This window comes from Bartonella sp. MR63HLJHH, from assembly GCF_042194155.1.
Taxonomy (GTDB): domain Bacteria; phylum Pseudomonadota; class Alphaproteobacteria; order Rhizobiales; family Rhizobiaceae; genus Bartonella; species Bartonella grahamii.
The window spans coordinates 18,050-41,291 of sequence record NZ_JBHIMN010000002.1 but is presented as its reverse complement, the minus strand read 5'-3'; the positions used below and the strand labels follow the sequence as shown (position 1 = coordinate 41,291).

Genomic DNA, 23,242 nt, shown 5'->3' with positions numbered 1-23,242 from the left:
ATCAGAAATGTCGATAAAATGTGGATTTTTGGTTTGCACTTCAAGCCCCCTCCGGTTGCGAGCGCCCTCGCATTGGTATTCCGGGAGCCTGAAAGCACTGACCTCGAATCAGCATTTTGCTTTTAGTGCTGAGAAGCACCTGGACATAGCAAAATCTCCCGGAATTCCGAGATATTCGCAAAGCGGGTTCGTTTTTACGCTAGAGCTTAGGACCTTTAATCCCTCTTGATCGGTGCGTAGACGATCAAAATTACACTTTAAGTTAAAGGAATTTCAGAAGATTAGCAAGAAAAATCAAAAATTTTCTATTCTATTGTGCCGTAAAACACGGCTCTTTGAGGGGGAGTGAAAATCTGGAATATTTGAGGGCAGGGCTTGATTTATTGAGCCTGATTAAGTGCTGTTGTTTGAGGGAGATTTGAAGTTTAAGGGTACTAGGCAAAAAGCTTTGTTCGTTTGCAGAGCAGTGCGGAGTGGTGGTTTGGAAGTTTCGTTTGGCTTCGTTCTATGAAGATGTAAAAACGTGAAAATGTGAATCTGTAAAAGCAAAACGGGAGATTTGTGCTTTATGTATAGTCAAGATGATTTTAAATTTAAAGTACTAGGTTGTTCAGCTGGTAAAGCAGAATTTCCTCGTTTAGACAAAAAGACTAATACTGTACAAACAGTTCTATATTTTGATGATAAAAAAGTTCTATTTGTCATAGCAAGAACAGCTATTCCAGATTTTTTGATATTGTCTCTAAATTTGAAACCCCCAGTCAAAATATGGGTCTAATTTTATCAGTAAAATTAACTAAATCTAGTAACAATAATAGAGCTTACTATGTAATAAAATACACGGTATTGCTAATGAGATTTGACTTTAAAATAAGAATGTAAGTTCAATTTTCTAATCCAGAAACAAAAAACTTATGAGTTTAAAGATTATGAAATTTTAAACAGATGTTTTAATGGTGAAAAATTTATTAATTTATTACAAGAAAAAATAGATGATACAGTTACACTTGTCACATTATTATAAAATAAGCCCTCTGCGGGAACAGAGGGCTTCAATAGTGGAAAAAATTCTCAACATTGGGGAAACAATGTCAAAAAAACTGATATGCAAAACTTAAAACCACATATAAATTATGCATGTTCATATCTTAGTAATTCATTAGGTATAAGGGCGATGGAGGAAATTGCACCTTCGGAAACCGTCACTACTAAGAATGTGTGTGAGGCTAGCAGAGAATTAAAAAAATGGCAAGCAGAAAAAAAGTTTAAACAAAAAAAGAAAACTTTGCTGTTCGTGCCCATAAATATAATGAATTAATTCCAAATAGTGCTTTTTATTGTAAAGCGTATCCAGAAACTGAAAATCAGTTAATTCACTACAATAAATATAATAACAAAATTAAACAGAAATATTGTTAAAGATAGAAGTTCTAAAAGACTGATTTAAAAAAAATAATTTCTCAAAAGCTAAAGATGATATCATAAAAGATATGGTTAAAAGACATTTTATTAAAAAAGGATATTTTAAAAAAATACGATACTTTACCAAGCCCTGTAATGAAAAATTTATCGGGAATTACAAAAGCAACTTTTTAACACCTACTTTAGAATTAAATGATGATGAGATATTAAAAAATGCATATAAAGGTGGGCTTTGTTTTTTAAATCAAGAAATGGGGACATATATATAATGGAATTGAAGTATATGATGTTAACAGTATGTACCCAGCTATGATGTTAAAACTGTTACCTATAAGTAATTCTATCTACAAAAAAGACGAAATATTCACAAATTCATATTGTGCGTGTTTTTTGTCACGTTGGGCTTTTTGGGGCGTGGAATGTAGTGCGAGGATTGGGGGAAGTGTTTTCATAAATGGAGGGGGAAGTTTAGAGGAAGAGTGCTGTTCAGTTGTTAAGTGTGTGATGGGAGAGAAAAGGGGGAATGGAGGATGAAGAGAGTGCGCATGGATAGGAGGAGAGTGGGCTTGATTTGTTGAGCCTGACGAAGTGTTGTCGTTTGAGGGGCGGTTGGGTGTAAGCTTTGTTCTGTGGGGAAAGCTGCTTTTTGAAGTGGGGTTGTAGACCAGTGCTGGTTGGGAATTTTCATTCTTTGAGATGTGGGCTGGAAGTCAATATAATAATATAGCAGATTTTGATCTCATAATTTTTACATTCTTTCTTTTTTAAAGCAAATAAGAAAGAAAAATTAATATATTACTTGATATTGGTCTAAATGCTTATACCAAGAGGAGTATTTCTTTAAAAATTTTCACTTAACTTATTAAGCAATTTGTTAGAGTAAACAACTCTTTTGAAGTTCATATCACCAATTGTATTGAAGGGAGTGCAACTTTAACTGTAGAAAAGTTTAATATCGGATGGTTGATATGAATTTATTTTTAAAAAAGAGTCCTTTAGCTCTTTTTTCCTCTCTCTTTATTTCTAAAGTTGGTGATTATGCTTATGAAGTTGTTTTTGTTTTACTGGTCTTAGAATTAACAGATAACATCTTTTTTACAGGTCTTGTGTATTTTTTTCGATTTATCCCTTTTCTCTTTTTTGGTCCTATAGGAGGTTGGTTAGCTGATAATTTTTCTTTGAAGAAAAATATGATCTTAAGTGAACTTGTTAGATTATTAGCCTCATTATTCGTTTTTATAACCACTATAACAGGGACTGCACATATTATTGTTCTTATTTTCGCAGCAATATGTACAACGATAGGAAGAAGTATTTTCCAACCAAGTTTTCAAGCTGCTATTCCCAGAATGTTCTCAGTAAAAGGATCTGACAAAGGCCAATAGCATTGCACAAATTATAGAGGAAACTGCATCCGTCATGGGTCCTTTAGTTTGTTCCCTACTGCTTTTTTTAGCAAATAAATCGGCAGTACTCATTTTTGATTTTTTTACCTATTTTATATCTATTATAGTGTTATTTAATCTCATGAATTTAAATTCAAGCGAGAATAAATCATTCAATTTTATAAAAATTTATCGAGAAACAGCTTCCTATCTTAAATATATTTCTAAAGAAAATAATAATTTATTTATTACGCTCGTTGGCTCGTCGTTTGCTATTCTCTTTACTGGTGCAATTTTAAGATTTTTAATTCCAGCTTTTGTCCTCTCTATAGGGGGAGAGGAAAGCCTTGTGAGTTATATTTTTTCTCTCATGGCTGTTGGAACTATTGTTGGTGGTTTGTTATATCATAAAATTATATTCAAGATTACATCGTTGAAACTCATGGTATTTTGGCTTCTTTATGGGGTTATTCTGTTTGTTATGCCCTTAGCTGCAGAACTTTATTTAAAACTCCTTCTCGTGTTAGCATTTGTTTTAGGATTTATTGGTGCATTTGTGGATATTAGTTTAGTCTCAGCTATTCAATTATACTCTCGTCGTGAAGATTTTGGTAAGAGTTTTGGAACTTTTTCAACTTTAGCGAACTCTGCGGAAGCAGTGTCTGGCTTTATTGCTGGACTTTTTGCACTCGTGGGATTGTTAAGCTCCTTTTTAGCTATGTCTGCATTAATTATTTCCACGGGAATGATTGGCATTTTAAAAATTAAGAAAAATAAAGATACAACATCTCTTAATACGACAGTAGATGACGACCATTGATATATTTAATATCTCCATGCCTTTTCTTTTTTCTAAGACGGTTCGTTAATTATCCTGTTGTAATGTAAAAACATCGCTCTTTGAGGGGGAGTGAAGAGCTAGAATATTTGAGGGCAGGGCTTGATTTGTTGAGCCTGATGAAGTCCTGTCGTTTGAGGAGGGGTGTCTGAAGACTGTGGGGAGCGGATTGGCTGGGCAAAAAGCTTTGTTCGTTTACAGACCAGTGTGTATAGAGCAGCGTGGGGTGGTGAGCCTTTCCTTTGGCTTTGTTCTGTAATGACGTAAAAGCGTAAAAATGTGTCTGTGAGAAAGGAGTGGAGGGATTATGCGTTGTGCGTGTTTTTTGTCACGTTGGGCTTTTGGGGGCGTGGAATGGGGTGTGAGGATTGGGGGAAGAGTTTTCTTGAATGGAGGGGGACGTTGGGAGGAAGAGGGGTGTTAAGTTGTTAAGTGTATAATGGGAGAGAAAAGGGGGAATAGAAGATGAAGAGAGTGCGCATGGATAGGTTAGGAGAGTGTGGATAAGAGGTGGTGGTGCGAAGGGATGAAGGATGATGTGTGAGGGGTAGATATCCCCCTTGGGATGGAGAAAAAATGAAAAGGGGTGGGGATAAGCTTGCCAGTGGAATTTAAGTTGTGAAGTGTTTTGTTTTTATCAAATTGTCGCGTGGGATTTGGGAAATTTCATTCGTTGTTTTAGGGTAGAGCTTTACAATTGTTTCAAAAAACACATAAAATAGCTAATGATGAGCGTAAATGAAAAACCAAAAGAAACAATATCGGTACAAATTGGTAGACAGTGGGGAAGTCGGGATCTAAATGGCTCGTAAAAGCCTAAGTATTCAAACAATAATTACTCTTCGATCACGTGATAATTTCAATGTTATGGGGATAAAAAATATCATTTTTATTGCTTGGAAAGTCATACAATGTCTGTACTTCTTTAATGATAAATCTGTCTTAAATAATATGTAATACAGAAAATCATGAAAATAAGTATAAATATATTATATGTATACTACATTCTTTACATATGTTTTGTGTACTTTTAATATATATATTTTTTATGTTAAGCGTAAGCTTTGAGTACTATTAGAGATGATGGTCGTTTTTTTAACAAGCGAGAAAGTGATTAACTAATGCTTGATTGGAAAGAAATATGTTGTTAAGGCTATTCTTAGAAAGGATGCTCTTATTTCTGGTGTAGGAGCTTCTCAAAAAAGGAAATACAATTTATAGGGGAAGTCTAGATGTCTAAATATTTATTTCCGTTGCCTCTTGTCTTGGTGGCTGGTTGTGCATCTATGAGTAATTATTCATCAAATTATGTCAGTCCAAATATTACGAAAGATGATGTAAAATTAATTGCTAACGATTTTGTCCGTAATCTTAAAAAACCTTTACCGCCCGCTACAACAACACTTATTGTGAAAAAAAATAAAACAGAAGACAACTTTACTCCTGTATTTATTGATCTCTTGCGACGGAATGGATATAACGTGATCTATACAGATCAACCAAACAAACAGCAAAATGGTGTAATCTTGACTTATCAAATAATGCCAATAAAGACAGGTATTCTGTCTATGGTTTCTTATGATGAGGTTGGAGTAACCCGTTATTATTTCCGTACTTATAATAGATGAAACCCCTTTGCCGGTTTGTCTCAAAGAAGTAGATAATGAAGAAATGTGTTTCAGGGGAAATGTTGGGATTGAATTAATCAATAAAAATTTACAGATGTGAAAATTATATATTCAGCTGACAATTACCAGTCGTCTCGTTTACAATTTCAGTATTGTAATGAAAAGAGATATCGTTTTATCTGTTCGCAATTCTTCATGTTCTGTCTCAGTTATATAGCGCTTTTATCATTTCTGTCTTATAGAAAATTACTTTCTGTTCTACAGCTCTATATGCCAATTTAATAGTCAGATCTAAACAATCAAATTCATATGAACTCTTTACGGAAATCTGTTGTTTGAGATTGTTGAAGGGTGTTTTGTTTTTATCAAATTGTCGCGTGGTGGTTTGGGAGTTTCGTTTGGCTGCGTTTTGTAAAGATGTAAAAGCGTAAAAATGTGAATCTGTAAAAGTGAGGCGGGGGATTTGTGCTTTGTGTATGCTTTTATCATGGCATGGAATGTGGTCAGAGAACTAGGGGGACGCGTTTGTGAATGGAGTGGGAAAGGCTGGGATGAAGAGGGGTGTTAAATGCGTTGACTGGAGAAGAGCTTGTGGGGAATATTTTAGGGCAGGGCTTATCTGTTTTGTCTGATGAAACAGCCTTCTTTGAGGTGTGGGATAGCCATATGAAATAATCAACAGGGGAATCTGATAGACGAGAAATCAGATTGTTGCAGACCAGTGTTTATAGAGCAGCGTGGGGTGGTGAGCCTTTCCTTTGGCTTTGTTTTGTAATGACGTAAAAGCGTAAAAATGTGAATCTGTAAAAGTGATACGGAGGATTTGTGGATTTATATATTGTGCGTGTTTTTTGTCATGGTATAATGATAAATCCATTGAGCACTCCTATCTTTACGCTTGTGAAGAAGCAAGCCGGTATCATCATTATATTTGCTAGCTCGTGGGTGTTGGCTACAGCCCTTGGCACTTGAGACGGTTCATAAGAGCCATTTTTATTCCTTTCTGAATCGTTTTTTATCCACACGGGCTCTCCTTGCTTTTGACGTGCAAGCGAATGATTTTGATTGATTCAACATGGGAGAGATTTGAAATGAGAGAATCTTACGATGTTTGGAACTCTCAATCAGTATCAATAATGCTAAATTATTTCTTATAAATCAATATATTGTTATGGTATGGAGTGGTGAGAAGGAGGGGATGAGGCGAAGAGTTATGCAAACTGGAGGGGAAATGAAGAGTGCTGTTCGTGCGTTGGTTGGAGAGGAGAGTTTGGGAATAGCTGTGAACAGATTGAAAGGGGGATGTGTAAAGAGGGGATGTGTGAAGAGATGTGAAGAGAGAAAAATCGTGGTTGGCTTTTATATTCTATGCGGAATTTAACAATTATATTTGCGTCTATATTTGTATGGGGGATATCCGTGAAATGGGTGTGAGAAGCATTGAGAGATGTTTTTTTAATAAGTGGGTGAATGAGAAATACAATGGTAATCCTATTTAGAGGGGAAATCCTATTAGGGGCAATACTATTTAGGGGTAATCCTATTTTAGCTCTTGTTGTTTTGGACATTGTGTTTTTTATGAGAGGCGTTTTGCTGGAATGGCGTTTTGCAAGAGAGGTGTTTTGAGGCATGTGGCTCCCTTAAAGAAAAACACAAAAATATAAAAAGAAAAATATAAAAACTTGACAAGGTAAATGTAAAAAGGTATCATAATGATACAATCGGAATTGTGCGTTTAAATCAGAAGAGATCTCTTGATAAGATTCTGTGAGAGGGGTGGGGATGTTTTTCCAAGGCTTTGGTGTTTGTTATTCTATTATGCTCCGTAAACCGGTGCCGTAAACCGTTTTTTTGAGATGTGGTGGTATCAGGTGGGCAAGGCTTTAGGCAGAGGGGGATATTGGCGAGGGATGTCGATAGGTGCGCTTTTGTCTAATCAGAAATCAACCACAAGATTGCTTTCTGCTTTTTCGCTTTGAGTTCTCTAAAGTTTTTCAAAAGTGCGTGTTCTTTTTCGCTATAGGTGTATTGATCACGCTGTAGAAGAGTTTCTTTTGTGGGAATATCTTCTTCTGCAAAAATATCAGTGTAAAAAAAGGTAATAGGAACTGCTAGTTTTTTAGCAATTTCGAGCAAACACCCTGCGCTTACACGATTGGAGCCTTTTTCGTATTTCTGGATTTGTTGGAAACTGACGCCTAAATAGCTTCCTAACTCTTTTTGAGAAAGCCCCATTGCAATGCGTCTATGACGAATTCTTTTGCCTATCGAAATGTCATTAAAATGTGGATTTTTAGTTTGCACTTTGTGCCCCCTCCGGTTGCGAGCGCCCTCGCATTAGTATTCCGGGAGTTTGAAAGCACTGAGCTCAGTCAGCCTTTTGCTTTTAGTGCTGACAAGCACTTGGACATAGCAAAAGCTCCCGGAATTCCGGGATACCCGCAAAGCGGGATAAATTTATGTACTGAGCGTTCGGGCTTTCAAATCCCTATTTGACCGTTGCGTGGACGATCAAAAACACAAGCTAATTCATAAAGTAGTTTCAGAAGATTGGCAAGAAAATTAAAATATTTGCTATACGGTTATACTGTAAAATAGGGATGTTTGGGGGCGGTGATAACCATGTGAAGTGGTTAGCAGGGAAATCTGATAGACGAGAAATCAGCTTGTTGACAGACCCCTGTTTACAGAGCGGTGCGGGGTGGTGGATATTTCGTTTGGCTTACGTTCTGTAATGATGTAAAAGCGCAAAAACGGTGATCTGTAAAAGTGAAGCGGAGGATTTGTACTTTGTGTATGCTTTTATCATGGCATGGAATGTGGTCAGAGAACTAGGAGAGATGCATTTGTGAGTGGAGCAGGGAAAAGCTGGGATGAAGAGGGGTGTTAAGTGCGTTGACTGGAGAAAAGTGTGTGAAGGAATATTTTAGGGCAGGGCTTATCTGTCTTGTCTGATGAAACTGCATTCTTTGAGGTGTCGTGATCTGAAGCTTATATTTTAAGGGTGTTGGATATATTGGTGAGGGATGTCGATAGGTGCGCTTTTGTCTAATCAGAAATCAACCACAAAACTGCTTTTTGTTTTTTCGCTTTGAGTTCTCTAAAGTTTTTCAAAAGGGCGTGTTCTTTTTCGCTATAGGTGTATTGATCACGCTGTAGGAGAGTTTCTTTTGTGGGAATATCTTCTTCTGCAAAAATATCAGTATAAAAAAAGGTAATAGGAACTGCTAGTTTTTTAGCAATTTCGAGCAAACACCCTGCGCTTACACGATTGGAGCCTTTTTCGTATTTCTGGATTTGTTGGAAACTGACACCTAAATGGCTTCCTAATTCCTTTTGAGAAAGCCCCATTGAAATGCGTCTGTGACGGATTCTTTTACCGATCAAAATGTCGTTGAAATGTGGATTTTTAGTTGGCACTTAAAGCCCCCCTCCGGTTGCGAGCGCCCTCGCATTGGTATTCCGGGAGGTTGAAAATACTGAACTCAAATCAGCTTTTTGCTTTTAGTGCTGACAAGCACTTGGACATAGCAAAAACTCTCGGAACTCCGAGATACCCACAAAGTGGGGTAAATTAACGTTTGAGTTTTTGGGCTTTCAAATCCCTATTTGACCGTTGCGTGGACGATCAAAAACAGAAGCTCATCAATAAAGTAGTTTCAGAAGATTGGCAAGAAAATTAAAATATTTGCTATACGGTTATACTGTAAAATAGGGATGTTTGGGAGCGGTAATCTGATGTTAGTAGGGTAAGTAATCTGATGTTAGTAGGGGAATTTATTGGGTAAGAGGTTGGATTATAGTTTAAAACCGGTGCGGGGTGGAAGCTTTATCCAGCAGAGGAAAATTTGCTTTTTGAAGTCAAATTGTAGATCAGAGCTTATCTGGCGTGTTTGATGAAACACCAATCTTTGAAGTGTGGGATAGCCATATGAAATAATTAGCAGGGGAATCTGATAGACGAGAAATCAGATTGTTGACAGACCCGTGTTTATAGAGCGATGCGGGGTAATGGTTTGGGAGTTTCATTTGGCTTTGTTCTGTAATAATGTAAAAGCGTAAAAACGTTGATCTGTAAAAATGGAGATCCATAAAAACGGAGCAGAGAATTTGTGCTTTGTGCGTGTTTTTTATCTTTTAGGGTGTGTTCCATTTTTTTAGATTGCTGGTTGCTTTTGAGGTTTCATTCCTGATTTTCATGTCATTTTTTTGTGTTTGAGGTTTTGGTTTCTCTTTAGTTGGAAGGAACATGATGATGGTAGATGAACATTGTCTTCCCTTACGTCGAAGAGGGCGGAAAAAAGGGGCTTTGAATAAAACAACAAAGCGATTTAATGAAGCTCTTCTGACAGCGGCGGAGCAGGCTGGCTATCACTATGGTGAAGATGGATTGGTGTCTTATCTTCAGTATCATGCTCTGAATAATCCCGTACCGTTTTTTTCGCTGCTTGCAAAAGTGTTGCCTCTTCAGGGGACTGGAGAAGGGGAGGTTAAAACAGTTTCGCGTATTGAGATTGTACCAGTGAATGCAAAAAGTATCGAACCGGAGAAGCGTGATCCTTCAGCAACGGAGGCTTGAAGAGGGGGCTGTGATGTTTGGGCGTTTATTGGAGAGCAGAATATTTCGGGGGGAGATATTTGGGCTTGGCTTTATGGGGACGCCGGCTTTTATGGGCGATGACAGAGGGGCGTGTGCTGAAGAGGTGATACTCGAGAGGTACGATGCTTAGAGGGCGTGATATTATCTACTGTTTTGGATTTTTTGTAAAGGTTTGGTCTTTTCTCGTTATTGAAGGTGTGGAGATATTAAAAACAGTTTTGCGTATCGAGATTGTACCAGTGAATGCAAAAAGTATTGAACCGGAGAAGCGTGATTTTTCAGCAACGGAGGCTTGTGATATTGAAAAATGTTAGGCTGAGGTGGATGATGCGGGGTGACATCTTGGAAGGGGGCTGCTTTGGTGATTGCTTGTCTTGAGGGGATTGAAGCGGAGGCTTATCGTCTTTGTAGGCGCTCGTGATACTTGGCTTGGGTGAATGATGCCGTAAGAGCCATGTGCTGGAGGAGATTTGGTGCAGGATGTTTGTGTGGTGGATATGGGACAGTGTTTTGATGGGTGAAGGGCGTGAAACTTGAGAGAAGTGTTATGTTTGCGGGATGCATGTGTTTTGGTGGGGGTATTTTGGGGGATAGACAAGTGTGAGGATTGGGGAAGCTTGAGAGGCATGATATTGGAGGATGTTGGGCTTTGGATATGCCTGAGAGCCATGTGTTGAGGCTATGATTTGGTGGGGGGATGCCGTGCTTTGGTTGGGGGATGACAGGGCGCGGTGTTTGAGGGGTGGGACCCTTGGGGGGGCGCATATCGTGTATATGCGGGGTCAAACGCGGTCAAAGCGGTCAACGCGGTCAAAGGGGGGCTTCATGCAAAAAAGTGAAATTCATTGCGTATTAGGATGAAGAGAAGATAAAGCGCTGCTTTTGAGAAGGGCGTTTTTCGTTCAATTGCTCGTTTCTTTCAATTGCTCTGGGATAATTAAACTTGGGATAAGCAAAAGGATGAAGCGCAATTATTGCTAAAGTATGAAAATTTATAATGAAAATTGTTCAGAAAATTTCTCAAAAAATAGAGCAGAAAACGGCTCAAGTGGCTCTTATTCCAAAGCTTATTCCTGTTTTTACTGGAAAAGCAGATGTGCGAGCTGCTTGGGGAGGACGGGGTTCTGGAAAAACACGTTCTTTTGCTTTGATGTCGGCTGTTGTGGGATATCGCCATGGAATGGCTGGAGAACGCGGGATTATTCTTTGTGCAAGGCAATTTCAAAATTCTCTCAATGACAGTTCTTTGGAAGAAATTAAACGCGCTATCGAATCTTATCCTTTTTTACAAGACTATTATGACATTGGCGATAAATATATTAAATCAAAAGATGGACGGATTGTCTATGTGTTTGCTGGGCTTGATCGCAATATCGCAAGTATTAAATCAATGGGGCGCGTTTTCCTTTGTTGGGTCGATGAAGCCGAGCCCGTGACAGAAACTGCTTGGCAAACCCTCATTCCAACTTTGCGCGAAGAAGGAAAAGATTGGAATGCAGAATTATGGGTCACATGGAACCCGTGCCATGAAAATGCACCCGTGGAAAAACGTTTCCGAAATGTCGATAATCCTCATATCAAAGGGGCAGAAATTAATTGGCGTGATAATCCGCAATTTCCTGAAAAACTCAATCGTGATCGAATGGACGATTTGCAGCAAAGACCAGAGCAGTATAACCATATTTGGGAAGGCGAATATCTCCAAGCTGTCCAAGGGGCTTATTATCAGAAATGTCTTCTCGAAGCTGAAATGGAAGGGCGGATTACCACCGTTCCACGTGATCCTTTGATGCAGGTGAGAATCTTTTGGGATATCGGGGGAACAGGAGCAAAGGCTGATGCTACCGCATTGTGGGTTGCGCAATTTATTGGACGGGAAATTCGAGTGCTCGATTATTATGAAGCCCAAGGACAGCCTCTCTCAGAGCATGTGGGCTGGGTCTTTCAAAGGGGATATGAAAAGGCTCTCATGGTTTTGCCCCATGATGGCGCAACAAAAGATCGTGTTTATAATGTGAGTTTTGAAAGTGCCCTTCAACAAGCTGGGTTTCAAACTAAAGTGATCCCTAATCAAGGGACAGGCGCTGTGAAAATGCGTATCGAAGCCGTAAGGCGATTGTTTCCTGCACTATGGTTTAATCGTGAAACGACATGTGCGGGCAGAAAAGCACTCGCTTGGTATCATGAAAAGCGCGACGAACAGCGCAATATCGGACTAGGGGCTGAACATGATTGGGCTAGCCATGGGGCCGATGCCTTTGGACTGATGTGTGTGGCTTATGAACAACCAAATGCTAGAGCGCGAAAAAAACCTTATCGCTCGTTTCACCATTCTCAAACTTCATGGATGGCTTTTTAATGAATATTTCTACAGATTCTTCTTTTGATCAAATCGAAACGCTTGAAAATCAAGCACTCTTTAAAAAACTCGTGGGGTGGTATCAGGATGATATTGCCCATGTCGAAAAATGGCGAAAAAATGCCCAAGAAGATTACGATTTTTATAATGGACGGCAATGGAATGAGCAAGACTTGGCTGCCTTGCACGAACAAAATAGACCGGTCATGACTTTTAACCGTATTGCGCCTTTAATTAATGCCGTGATTGGGGCTGAGCGCAATAATAAAAGACAAGTTCAATTTATTCCACGACAAGAAGGAGCAGCCTTTGCAAACCAGATTCTGACAGGGGCAGCTGAGTGGTTTCGTGATGAAGCCGATGGGGAATACGAAGATTCCGATGCCTTTCAAGATGCAATTATTTGCGGAATGGGGTGGACAGATACACGCCTTGATTATGAAGAAGATCCACAAGGAAAACCGATCATTGCGCGGCTGGACCCTATGAAAATGGTGTGGGATGCAAGTGCTGTTAAGCCTAATCTTATTGATGCACAACGTTTATGGTATATTGATGAAAAACCTCTTGCTGTGGCTCAGGAAATGTTTCCTAATGTTCATTGGAGTGATCTTAATGCTGATTGGGTTAAACATCAGAGTTTTTTACATTCATCCAGCAATGGGATGACACAAAGTTATCAAGCTGAGAGGGGATATCAAGGAGAGTGGGAAGAGGGAGGGACCTATCAACGTCCTAAAATGGTGACATTGGTAGAATGTCGCTGGTTTGAACGCGAGGTGATTTATAAAGTTCTCGAGCCTCAAAGTGGAAAGTTTATCGATTATTCAGAGCAGGATTTCCAAAATTTAAGCAAAACCTTTCCTCATGTTCAAGCAACAAGGTTGAACAGAAAAATTGTCAAACGGGCATTTTTGGGCAGAAAGCTGCTCGAAGCGCCTGATAAGCCCTTGGTCCCACACAATCAATTGGGATGGGAATGTATTACCGGTACTTTTGATAAGTTAAGCCGGCACTTTTACGGACTTGTGCGCCCTACAAAAGATCCCCAACGGTGGGCAAACAAATATTTTAGTCAAGTGATGCATTTGCTCAATAGCCAATCAAAAGGCGGAATTATGGCAGAACGCGATGCTTTTGATGATGATCGACAAGCCCTCGAGAGTTGGGCTAGAGCCGATAGTATTACTTGGTTGAAAAGTGGTGCTGTGTCTGGGGGAAGAATTCAGCCTAAACCCGTGGCACAATTTCCGCAAGGTTTTTTCCAATTGTTTAATGAAGCAAAGAGCGCACTCGAACAGGTGACGGGGTTGTCTTCTGAATTTATTGGGACAAGAGCTGTCAACCAGCCCGGCGTTCTTGAACAACAACGGCGACAATCGTCACTTAATCTTTTGGCTTCCTTTTTTGATGGGTTGCGTCGATATCGGCAACGACAGGGGAAAATTATTCTCTATCTTATTCAAAATTATCTGTCCGATGGGCGGCTGGTCCGTATTGCTGGTGATGAAAATGCCCAGTATGTTCCACTGACACGCGAAATGGTGACAAGTTTGGAATATGATATTGTTGTGGATGATGCGCCAACAAGTCTTAATGAAAAAGAGCGTACTTTTGCACTGATCATGCAACTGCTTCCTTTGATGCAAAATTTTGCAACGCCTGAGATTATGCTTGATCTCTTACGCTATTCGCCTTTACCAGCCTCACTCATTCATAAAATTGCGATAAAGGCGCAAAATTCTCTTCAAGAAGAGCAAAATGCCTCAGCGCAGATGGGGGGGAATGTGGGAACAGAGCAGATAATGCAGATGTTGCAGACAGTAAAGGCTCAACAATAGGGTGCTTTATCATGTGCTCTCTTGGATGAATTTCATCTATCAGAAGTTGCTTATCTAAACAATTTCCATAGTTACCCATGTTGCTTATGTCGTGCAATGTCGCCTCTCTTTATCTCAGAAGAGCTGTTTTATTGGACAGTGTGTATTGGGGAAAATGTTCGATAGTGTTTTGTCGTCATGGTGGGGGAGCCATGTGGGGGGAATGTTGGAGCCAAAAGATGGGTAAGCATTAAGGGGATAAATGCTCTCAGGCTGTTTTATCTGAAAAATTTAATTTTATTGTTTAAAAAAAGAGAAGGCTAATGTCATGGATCAAGAACACTTAACGCCGGCAGAACAAAACCAATTGAAACAGGATTATCTGCTCTCAACACAAGAGGGAGAAGACGGTGAAATTGGAAGAGAAGAAAAAACTCTTGAAGATAATTTTCAAGGGCAAACGCATCAAAAACAGTATTCTTCGCAAAAGGCTGGAAAAGAGGTTCAAGGGGGAGAAGATGCTCCGCCAGATCCGCAAAAAGACTTTATGGGCTATATGCAATGGTTGGGAAAAACACTCCAAAAACAAGGACTTGTTAATGAAAAACAACAACCTTCTCTGGCTCGCGAAGCAGAACAGTTGCATGCGTTTTTTCAGCAGTCTGTTGCAAGTGTTAAACAAAAGCATCATGATTTTGATCAAGCAGCTGATTTTATTTATGAAACGCGGGCTAAACAGTTAGCAGCTTGCGCTTCGCTCTATCCTGAGATGGCAGATCCCAAAAATATTGATGCGTTGATTGGCGATGAGTTGAAGCAGATCTTGCGCGATTGTGCGCAAAAAAATCAAAATCCGGCTGAAGTGATTTACTCTATTGCACAAAAAATTGGCTACACAAATGTTCCCAATAACATGGATGAAAATTTACAGGAAAGACACAATTCTGCACGTACACTTGCTGCTTATAACGGCTTGACGCCAAATGGGCCGATTTCTTTGGAGATGCTTGATAAAATGTCAGAAGCAGAGTTTAGCGCTTGGGTTTCTGATCCTAAAAATAAAGCTGCTTTTAATCGTTTAATGGGGGGAAGAGAATTTTAAAAATAAAAATGCGGGGGGTGTTTTTTGCGGGAACTTGGAGAGGCTTTTAGCGCAGGGAATGCGGGGGATTTCTCAAAGCACGGATGTGGTGAGGAGAGCTCTTATAAGGGGGAGGCAGACGCTAACAGAAATTAGATAAAACTCACGAACAACCTATTCACCATTTGAAATGAAATGTGGTGTTTTAACAACCGGCGCTTTGCCGGGTTTTTTATGTCAATAAAACTTTTAGAGGATAAAATGACTGTAACTTATATCGGACTTAATGACCCAATGGCAGTGCGCACATGGTCTAAATTACTAAACCAAGAAGTCTCAAAAGCAATTCCGATTGCACCGTTGATTGGAAATGATTCAAACAGTATCGTACAATTAAAGGATGAAACCACGAAAGCAAGTGGGGATGCCATTAGCTTTAATTTGCGTGTGCAGTTGCTAGGCGATGGGGTGAGTGAAGGGCAGACATTGGAAGGCAATGAAGAAGCCTTACAGTTTCTCAATGATCGCTTGGCAATTAATGAACTCGTTCATGCTGTGCGTGTCAAAAATGAGGGAACGATTGATCAACAACGGATTCTTCATGATTTGCGCACCGAGGCAAAAAATGGTTTGGTTGATTGGTATGCAGATCGTCTGAGTATGATGTTCTTCATTCAAGTGTGTGGATATACCGCAAAAGCTATTAACTTTGAGGGACGTACGATTACTCTTAAACCTGTCCATTATGGGTTTAATGCGCCAACGGCACCAACCGATAAACGCATCGTGCGCCCTAATGGAAAAACAAAAGATGAAGATTTAAAATCAAACGATGTTTTTGATCTTAAGCTCATTGATAAAGCTGTCGAAAGGGCTAAATTGGCAAATCCCAAAATTAGACCCGTGCGGATCGATGGGGAAAATGTCTATGTGCTTTATCTACATCCAACCCAAGTGACGCAATTGCGAACCAATACAGATGCGGGGCAATGGCTCGACATTACCAAGGCAATCTATAGTGGAAGTCGTATCAAAAATCCGCTCTATGATGGATCTTTGGGCATGTATAATGGTGTGGTTTTGCGCGAAGCTGAACATATTACCGAAGGAGTCGAATCTGGGACGGCAAATAAAGCTGTACCAAATGTGCGTCGTGCTGTTCTCCTTGGTGCACAGAGTGCTGTGATTGCTTTTGGTAAAGATCGAGGGGCGACACGCTATAAATTGGTGGAAGAACTCTTCGATTATGAAAGAGAATTCGGGGTCGCGGCAAAAACCATTATGGGTATGAAAAAAACTTGCTTTACCTTGCCAGGAAGTACGCAAGGGGCTCAGGATTTTGGCACTATTGTCATCCCAACTTATGGAGCACCTGCTTAAAGCGAATGTTTGCTAACTTCCCCCAACAAGAGGGATCTGTTGGGGGAAAAATTTAAAATGCTTCCAGAAAAAGGACAGGATTATGACCACTTTATACACTGATCCCAAAAATCTAAACCTTACACATTCAGACCATTCTAAAACTTTTGCTTATATGGTCGCGCTTATTCAAGATGAAATTGACGATACAACAGCGGAATATTCCCTGCAAATTCAAGATTCAATTTTTACGGCTTTGCGTGTGTGTGAATGCGAACCCTTTTTCTTTAATGAAAAAAGAGAAAGGACCTTTAAAACACAAAGTGGTAAAACATGGTATGGGCAAGAAGAGGGAGTTTTTATTGAATCAGAAAAGAGCTTGGAAGGCGTCTTTTTAGCAACAAAGAATGCAACACCAACAAAGTTGTTCTTTAAGCCCTTGGAAGTGTTGCATCAACAATATGGTATGCATCCTGCGCTAGGAACGCCATTCTTTTATACGTGCCTTGATCAAAAAATAGGACTCTTTCCAACACCAGAACATGTGGAAACTATGCAGCTTTCTTATGCTCCTGTTCATTTTGCCGATGAACAGCTGAAAGAAAGCGATAATCCTTGGTTGATTTATGCTTTTGATCTTATTAAAGCACGGGCAAAATATGAACTTTATAAAAATATTCTTAAAGACCCTGAATATGCCGCCGTTTCTTTCAGAGATTTTCAAGAACAGCTTCAAGCTTTGCGCATTGAAACATCGCGCCGAAAAGGTTCCTCAAAGATTCGCCCAATGAGTTTTTAAAAGGCTTTGTTCCAAATCGTTGATGGCTGGTTTGTCCCTTATGGTTGGATAAGCGCTGGGGATTGATGGTGAAGGGCTGGTGGATGGCGCTGGGTATGCCATTATTTATGGTATCTTTTTTTTTCGACGTGTTAATCAACTTAAGGTTGTGTGCTTTGTTGAATTTTATGCCTTTAGAGTTTTAAGGGCTTTTGTGGTTTTTTATCAATAAGCCTTGGTGTTTTGAATGGCACTAGGCTCTTCAAAGATTTTATGGGGGTCTTGATGGCTTTTTTCCCAATCGCTGATTATCGACCCGATGTGGCGGATATCAATGGAATTTTTACCGATGAACTTGTTAATGTGCTACCGGCTGATGGCTCCTATATTCCTATGCCAAGTTTTGAACCTTTATCAGAGCCTTGTCCTGAGCCAATTTTAGGTGCTCTTGCGGTTAAAACAAAAAATGGGGTTTCTATTATTGTTGGAACAAGAGAAAAAATATTCTTGCTTGATAATACAACAATGAAGTGGAAGGATATTAGCCAAAAAGGAAAATCTTATCTTGCTAATGTTGATGCTCCGTGGTCTTTTGCTTTATTTGGTGATTTTATCATTGCAGTGAATGCCAATGATAAACCACAAGTGATTGATATTAATCATGATAAAAAATTTAGAAATTTAGGGGGAAATCCACCACAAGCAGGGATTGTTCGAATCTGGGGAGATTTCGTTTGTTTGATGAAATTAACCGAGCATCCAAGGCGGGTTCATTGGTCTGGATTAAATGATGCTGAATTTTGGACCGTGGGGAAAAAAAGTTGCGATTATCAAGATTTTCCTGATGGCGGATTCGTCCAAGGGGCAACCGAGACAACAAATCCAATTATCTTTATGCGTTCTGCAATCTATGCTGGTTCTTTTATCCCTGGCTCTAAGATTATTTTTAGTTTCCAAAAAATTCACGATAAACGAGGTGCAAAAAATGCTGAATCGATTGTTTGTAGAGGCGATTTAGCATTCTTTGCCGATGAGGGCGGTTTTTATCAAATAACAAATGAGGGACAGATTATCCCTATTGGGTTCGAAAAAGTCGATCGAACGATGACCGCAAAATCAAGGCAGGATAATCTGTATACCATGTCTGCGGCTATCGATGGGGTGTATAATCGTGTTTATTGGATGGTTGATTCTGATGAGAACCTTCATAAACGTATCTTGCTCATTTATGATTGGGGATTGCAAAAATGGACAAAAGCTCTCGTGGATATCAAAATGATATTGCCTATTTTCTTAGCAGGAACAACCCTAGAAGGTCTTGATTTTGTGACTAAGAATATTGATGATTTGTCCTTTTCTCTCGATAGTAAAGCTTGGAAAAATGAATCGCCTATTCTGGGGGCATTTGATCAACAGGGGAGACTGGGTTCGTTTTCTGGGGGGGCTATGGCTTGTGTTGTGACATCACAAGAAATGGGGCAGACAAATGGCATGATAACACGGGTGAAAAATATTATGCCTCAAGTCAATAGTGGAAAGTTTTATTTGTCTGTGGGAATGCGCTTTCGACAATCTCTTGAAGAGGAAACTGTTTGGTTGCCAGAAAAACAGCCCTCTTATAATACTGGACAAATTCATTGTCGCGCAAGGGCACGGTTTTATCGCTTTAAATTGCGCATTCCTGAAGGGGTGAATTGGACTCATGTCACTGGATTTGATGTGGAATTGACGCGAGCCGGTATGCGATAGGCCAAAGCCTCTATAAACAAAGGAACAAGGTGGTGCGTTATGCTTCATGCTTTTCTGCGATAAAGGAAAAATAGTCTGCACAATGGCTTATTTTTATAAAGAAGAAAGTTTCCTATTTGTTATGACAAAGGGATGATGGGGCTTCTTTTCTTTTGTTTTATTCTTCTTTTCTTTTTTTGTGCGGTAAGTATGGAACGTGAGAAATGCGTAGGGGGATGTTATTTAAGGGGAGATGAGTGATAAAGCTAAAAGAGCCAAAGTTATGATGCAAGAGAGTCAAGATTTGTATTCTGCTCATTTGACAGAGCAATGGCCATGGGAAAAAATCGCTCCCTATCAAGAGGCACTCAATGCTGCATTGAAAAAATATGCTCAGCGCTTTCCTGATGATGTTTGTCTGGAAAAAATTGCTGAAGAAATCGCTACAGGACAAGCACAATTGTGGCTGGTCTTAAAAAATAAAATCCAATTTAGTGCTTTTGCAATAACCAAAGTTGAAATAACCCATACAGGGAAAAAATGCGTCGTTCTCTCAGATCTTGCTGGAGAGGGAGGGCTGAAATTGGTCAAATTGATTGATGAAGTCGAAAAATGGGCGCGAACAATTAATGCTGAAGAAATGCACATGTTTGGAAGAACTGGATGGGCGAAAAGGCTCGCTCATCACGGATATTCTCGTAATCTTATTCAATATAGAAAGGTTCTCAAGCCATGAGTAGAAAAACCACACCTCAAGTGCAGACAACAACACAAACAAATGCTCCACCTGCTTGGGCGGCTGATATTTTTAAACAAGCCAGTGCTGATGCACTAGGACTTTATAATAAAGGAATTGGCGGCAACGTTTATCAGGGAGACAGAGTCGCTGGTCTTAGCGATATGACAAAAAATGCTCTGACCGGTTTACAACAAGCAGCAGGGCTCTATAACAATCCAACGGTAACGCAATGGTTGAATGCACCAACCAACAGCGCTACAAATCTTTCCAGTATGGCTAAGGGAAGCTGGATTGGAAGCAATAGTAAATTTAATACTGCATTGCAAAATGCCCTGAATAAAACTTCCGATGCAATTAATCAGTCGATGTCTGGGGCAGGACGTTATGGCTCTGGGGCTCACACCGGTGTGCTGGCCGATGAACTAGGCGCTTTAGCAACAAATGCTGCAGCACAGCAATATAATCAAGATATTAACAATATGATGAATGCAAACCAGATGATTGATCGCTCTCAGAATGATCAGGTTAATGCGGCAAATAGCTATTATCAAGGACAGAGTAATGTGCAAAGCAATGCTTTGAAAGGGGGCATGATTCAAGATGTAAATCGTCAAAATATCTTAGATGCTGAACGCCAAAAATGGTCAGAAAAAGATAATCAAGATTGGAACCGATTGCAAAGCTTGTTACAGATAGGAACACAGGCTGCTGGAAATTACGGAACGACTTCAGGAAAATCTACGACAATGCCTTCTGTGACAAAAGATCCATTGCGTGATGCGCAGCAAGTACTTGGATTGGTAGGAGGAATTTTAGGGCTTTGTGATGTGAGAGCAAAAGAAAATATTATCCCTGTGGGGCAGAAAAAGGGATATCCACTTTATACCTTTAATTATAAAGGAAATCCACAACGTTATCAGGGCGTTATGGCGCAAGACGTATTGCGTGTGAAGCCTGAAGCTGTTTATGTCAATGCAAAAACAAAGTTATTGCATGTTGATTATGACAAAATAGGACTGAAAATGGACAAAATGAAAATGGACAAAATACCGGCATCTAAAAATAAAATTGCGGCTTTCTTTTCTTCATTTTTTGCTCGTTTTCCCTTTTTGAAAAAAGAGTATCTTCTATGAGTTCGATTTATGATTGGTCAATTATCGCATCAGAAAATGCTTATGTCGATGAGAGTATAAACTGGGCAGAAGGGCAACCGCCAAGCACAGTCAATGATAGTGCCCGCGCTATGATGCAACGCATCAAAGAATATTTGTTGGATAATGGGGGCGGGATTGAAACACAGTTTACTGTCGATGTGGAAAACGAGAGGACATCACTTCGTTTGGCGACAAAGTCTTTTTTTGAGACTTATATGGATGGCATTGTTGTGCGCTTTAAAGCACAAGGCGTCAACAGAGGAATAACAAATGTTTCTTTAAATCAATTGCCGCCAAGACCAACTTATATGGCAACGCCAGAGGGTATTATGCCTTTAAAAGGGGGGGAAATTCAAAAGGGGGGGCTTTATGAAATCGTCTATACGTGTGATATTGCCGGAAAAAATGCTGATGGATGGTTTTTAACCAATCCTACTATAAAACTTCCTGAAATTCCGCCCTTTCCTCCTTTGCCTGAAACTTTTTCTTCTGGATTTATTGGGACTTTTGCTACAGAAAAAATACCCTCTGGATGGTTACTCTGTGATGGTAAAGAATATTCGCGAAAGAACTATGCCAATCTCTTTGCTGTTTTGGGGGAAACGTGGGGAAAAGGAGACGGGAGAACAACATTCAATGTTCCCGATTTGCGTGGAATGTTTTTACGGGGGCTCGATAGTGGAAAAGCAATTGATAAAGGACGTCGCTTGGGAAGTCGACAAGAAGAGTCTTTTAAATCTCATACCCATGAAGGAAAAACAGATTCAACAGGTAACCACCAGCATAGTTATCCAATGATTGACAAGGTAGTTTGGGATATGAATCACGGTGAATATTATAGAAATCTGGCTCAAGTCTACAATAAAGATCGGTTAACGAAGGCTGCGGGAGAGCATGAACATAAGGTCTTGTTGCAAAAAACAGGGGGGGATGAAACACGCCCCGTCAATATGGCGGTGGTTTATGCTGTCAAAGCCTGAGAATGAAAGCTTTGAGAGAGAAAGATAAAAATGAGCAAAATATCTGTTATGAGAAAAAGTCTTATAGAATATAAAGTCTTATAGAATATATTGTGCAGAAAGTTTTGAGGCGCTTTAGAAAAAAACTGAACTCTCTTTATTATTTTATTTTTTGTGCTGCCTTTGTTGGATGTCTAAAGGTAAGTTTGCCTATTGTTCTTTAGAGGATCAAGACAGTAATTATTGAAGGTAGGGGTAAAAGAGAACAAAAAATCTTCCTTTATTCATAGAGTTTTTTTCTGAGGAATAAAGATTTTATCCAAAAGGCTCCCTCTTGTGGTATCGTGATACATTGTTTAAGGTGCTGGGTTTAAAGCGCTGGTGGGCGATGACAAAAAGCCCATGGATAAAATTTTATCTTGTTATACCGTAAAACACCGTCATTAAAACACTATTATTGAAGCTGGTGATATGGTGATATAAGGAAAATAAGACATACAATACTTGATCCATTTAAGTATTGAAGAGACATCTATTCAGGGGATGGGTGCTTCGTTAAGCCTTATGCAAGTGAATTATATAAGTGAGCAGCAGACGGAATCCCTTCAGAGTAGTTGGATTGTTTCAAACCGATGTGGGGCTAAAATCTTCGTCCTTTTAGGTGGCGGGAAGAGATCAATGGATATGTTTATTTAAAGAGAGAAAAGGCAAAATGGTGCTCTCCTTCTTTTGGGTAGAGCGTGTATGCAAAAAGCGTTCATTCTTTCAAAATGGGCATTTTATTGGCTAGAGCAGATTGGCGATGCGTTTAACACATGGTGAGTAATTGAACTCTCTTAGATGGCATTTTTTACTTGTTAGGAAACTTCTTGAAACAGAATGAGAGTGATACGAGAAAATCTGTAAGACAATGGTTTATCCCGTTGTGTCGTAAAATACCATTGTTTGAGATGCGGTTAAAACTTTATGAATTGGGATGTTTTTCGTCTGTGCGTATTCTTAAAGCAGCGTTTTTTGTAGAATAACTCTAGACAAGGCTGCATTTGAAGGGGAAGCTCAGTCAAATCCATTAGATAAGAAGTCAGATTGTTTACAGACTATTGTTTATCGATTGGCATTGTTTGAAGACCGGTGGGCGTGGCTTTGTCATTTTGGGGAAAGCCAACAAAGCAGCAAGGTGACATGCATTTTTCTTTGGTTTCAGGTGATAAAATCATCATTTTAGGTGGAAAACAGACTATAATCTAAAAAAATACCTTGTAAAAATTTTCAATGAGGAAATTTTTTTCAAAAGCCTTTCACATAGTTGTCTGAGGTTGTCTGAGGTTGTCTGAGGTTGTCTGAGGTTGTCTGAGGTTGTCTGAGGTTGTCTGAGGTTGTCTGAGGTTGTCT

At 39.5% G+C, this 23,242-nt stretch carries 18 protein-coding genes and 1 pseudogene; 17 read left to right on the top strand and 2 right to left on the bottom strand.

Features of this window, described 5'->3' with window-relative positions:
• The first annotated feature begins 1,665 nt into the window (after window positions 1-1,665).
• From ACFIKQ_RS01425 to ACFIKQ_RS01410, 4 genes and pseudogenes are all read left to right on the top strand, one after another.
• On the top strand, window positions 1,666-1,956 hold the full coding sequence (locus ACFIKQ_RS01425) for a DNA polymerase (RefSeq protein ID WP_375655824.1): 291 nt from the start codon (window positions 1,666-1,668) through the stop codon (window positions 1,954-1,956).
• Window positions 1,957-2,390: 434 nt separating this feature from the next.
• Window positions 2,391-3,627 (top strand): annotated as a pseudogene (locus ACFIKQ_RS01420) (MFS transporter).
• A gap of 162 nt (window positions 3,628-3,789) precedes the next feature.
• Window positions 3,790-3,912: a hypothetical protein gene (locus ACFIKQ_RS01415; protein WP_273788452.1), complete on the top strand. Its 123-nt coding sequence runs from the start codon at window positions 3,790-3,792 to the stop codon at window positions 3,910-3,912.
• Between the two features lie 965 nt (window positions 3,913-4,877).
• Window positions 4,878-5,273, top strand: a complete 396-nt coding sequence (locus ACFIKQ_RS01410; RefSeq protein ID WP_375655668.1) for a hypothetical protein — start codon at window positions 4,878-4,880, stop codon at window positions 5,271-5,273.
• A gap of 1,932 nt (window positions 5,274-7,205) precedes the next feature.
• Here the strand turns inward: ACFIKQ_RS01410 and ACFIKQ_RS01405 are convergent.
• Both ACFIKQ_RS01405 and ACFIKQ_RS01400 read right to left on the bottom strand, forming a co-directional pair.
• A complete protein-coding gene (locus ACFIKQ_RS01405; RefSeq protein WP_375628909.1) occupies window positions 7,206-7,577 on the bottom strand; it encodes a helix-turn-helix domain-containing protein in 372 nt (123 codons plus the stop codon).
• A 744-nt stretch (window positions 7,578-8,321) separates the two neighbouring features.
• Window positions 8,322-8,693, bottom strand: a complete 372-nt coding sequence (locus ACFIKQ_RS01400; RefSeq protein ID WP_375628911.1) for a helix-turn-helix domain-containing protein — start codon at window positions 8,691-8,693, stop codon at window positions 8,322-8,324.
• Between the two features lie 832 nt (window positions 8,694-9,525).
• On the opposite strand from ACFIKQ_RS01400, the gene ACFIKQ_RS01395 reads away from it, so the two are divergent.
• From ACFIKQ_RS01395 to ACFIKQ_RS01335, 13 genes are all read left to right on the top strand, one after another.
• Window positions 9,526-9,852, top strand: coding sequence for a hypothetical protein (locus ACFIKQ_RS01395; protein WP_375639170.1), 327 nt, complete (start codon window positions 9,526-9,528; stop codon window positions 9,850-9,852).
• Between the two features lie 13 nt (window positions 9,853-9,865).
• Window positions 9,866-10,003 (top strand): hypothetical protein, encoded by a 138-nt coding sequence (locus tag ACFIKQ_RS01390; protein WP_375647317.1) that lies wholly within the window; start codon window positions 9,866-9,868, stop codon window positions 10,001-10,003.
• Entirely contained in the window at window positions 9,996-10,187 is a 192-nt protein-coding gene (locus ACFIKQ_RS01385; RefSeq protein WP_375655667.1) for a hypothetical protein, read from the top strand. The genes ACFIKQ_RS01390 and ACFIKQ_RS01385 overlap by 8 nt, the downstream gene beginning before the upstream one ends.
• A gap of 683 nt (window positions 10,188-10,870) precedes the next feature.
• Window positions 10,871-12,232 carry a PBSX family phage terminase large subunit gene (locus tag ACFIKQ_RS01380; RefSeq protein ID WP_375635637.1) on the top strand — a complete coding sequence of 454 codons (1,362 nt, stop codon included), beginning with the start codon at window positions 10,871-10,873 and terminating at the stop codon, window positions 12,230-12,232.
• Entirely contained in the window at window positions 12,232-14,073 is a 1,842-nt protein-coding gene (locus ACFIKQ_RS01375) for a portal protein (RefSeq protein WP_375655665.1), read from the top strand. The genes ACFIKQ_RS01380 and ACFIKQ_RS01375 overlap by 1 nt, the downstream gene beginning before the upstream one ends.
• A gap of 307 nt (window positions 14,074-14,380) precedes the next feature.
• Window positions 14,381-15,154: a hypothetical protein gene (locus ACFIKQ_RS01370; protein WP_375635639.1), complete on the top strand. Its 774-nt coding sequence runs from the start codon at window positions 14,381-14,383 to the stop codon at window positions 15,152-15,154.
• Between the two features lie 240 nt (window positions 15,155-15,394).
• Complete coding sequence (locus ACFIKQ_RS01365; RefSeq protein ID WP_375635640.1) at window positions 15,395-16,513, top strand: N4-gp56 family major capsid protein; 1,119 nt, start codon at window positions 15,395-15,397, stop codon at window positions 16,511-16,513.
• Between the two features lie 82 nt (window positions 16,514-16,595).
• Window positions 16,596-17,291 (top strand): hypothetical protein, encoded by a 696-nt coding sequence (locus tag ACFIKQ_RS01360; RefSeq protein WP_375635641.1) that lies wholly within the window; start codon window positions 16,596-16,598, stop codon window positions 17,289-17,291.
• 264 nt (window positions 17,292-17,555) lie between these two features.
• The gene (locus ACFIKQ_RS01355; RefSeq protein WP_375635642.1) at window positions 17,556-19,019 is read left to right on the top strand and encodes a hypothetical protein; all 1,464 of its coding nucleotides are present in this window, start codon (window positions 17,556-17,558) and stop codon (window positions 19,017-19,019) included.
• A 232-nt stretch (window positions 19,020-19,251) separates the two neighbouring features.
• Window positions 19,252-19,734 (top strand): hypothetical protein, encoded by a 483-nt coding sequence (locus tag ACFIKQ_RS01350; protein WP_375628924.1) that lies wholly within the window; start codon window positions 19,252-19,254, stop codon window positions 19,732-19,734.
• A complete protein-coding gene (locus ACFIKQ_RS01345; protein WP_375655663.1) occupies window positions 19,731-20,870 on the top strand; it encodes a tail fiber domain-containing protein in 1,140 nt (379 codons plus the stop codon). Before ACFIKQ_RS01350 ends, ACFIKQ_RS01345 begins: the two co-directional genes overlap by 4 nt.
• Window positions 20,867-21,871 (top strand): phage tail protein, encoded by a 1,005-nt coding sequence (locus tag ACFIKQ_RS01340; RefSeq protein WP_375635644.1) that lies wholly within the window; start codon window positions 20,867-20,869, stop codon window positions 21,869-21,871. The genes ACFIKQ_RS01345 and ACFIKQ_RS01340 overlap by 4 nt, the downstream gene beginning before the upstream one ends.
• 848 nt (window positions 21,872-22,719) lie before the next feature.
• A complete protein-coding gene (locus tag ACFIKQ_RS01335) occupies window positions 22,720-22,875 on the top strand; it encodes a hypothetical protein (protein WP_375655661.1) in 156 nt (51 codons plus the stop codon).
• The last annotated feature ends 367 nt before the right edge of the window (window positions 22,876-23,242 follow it).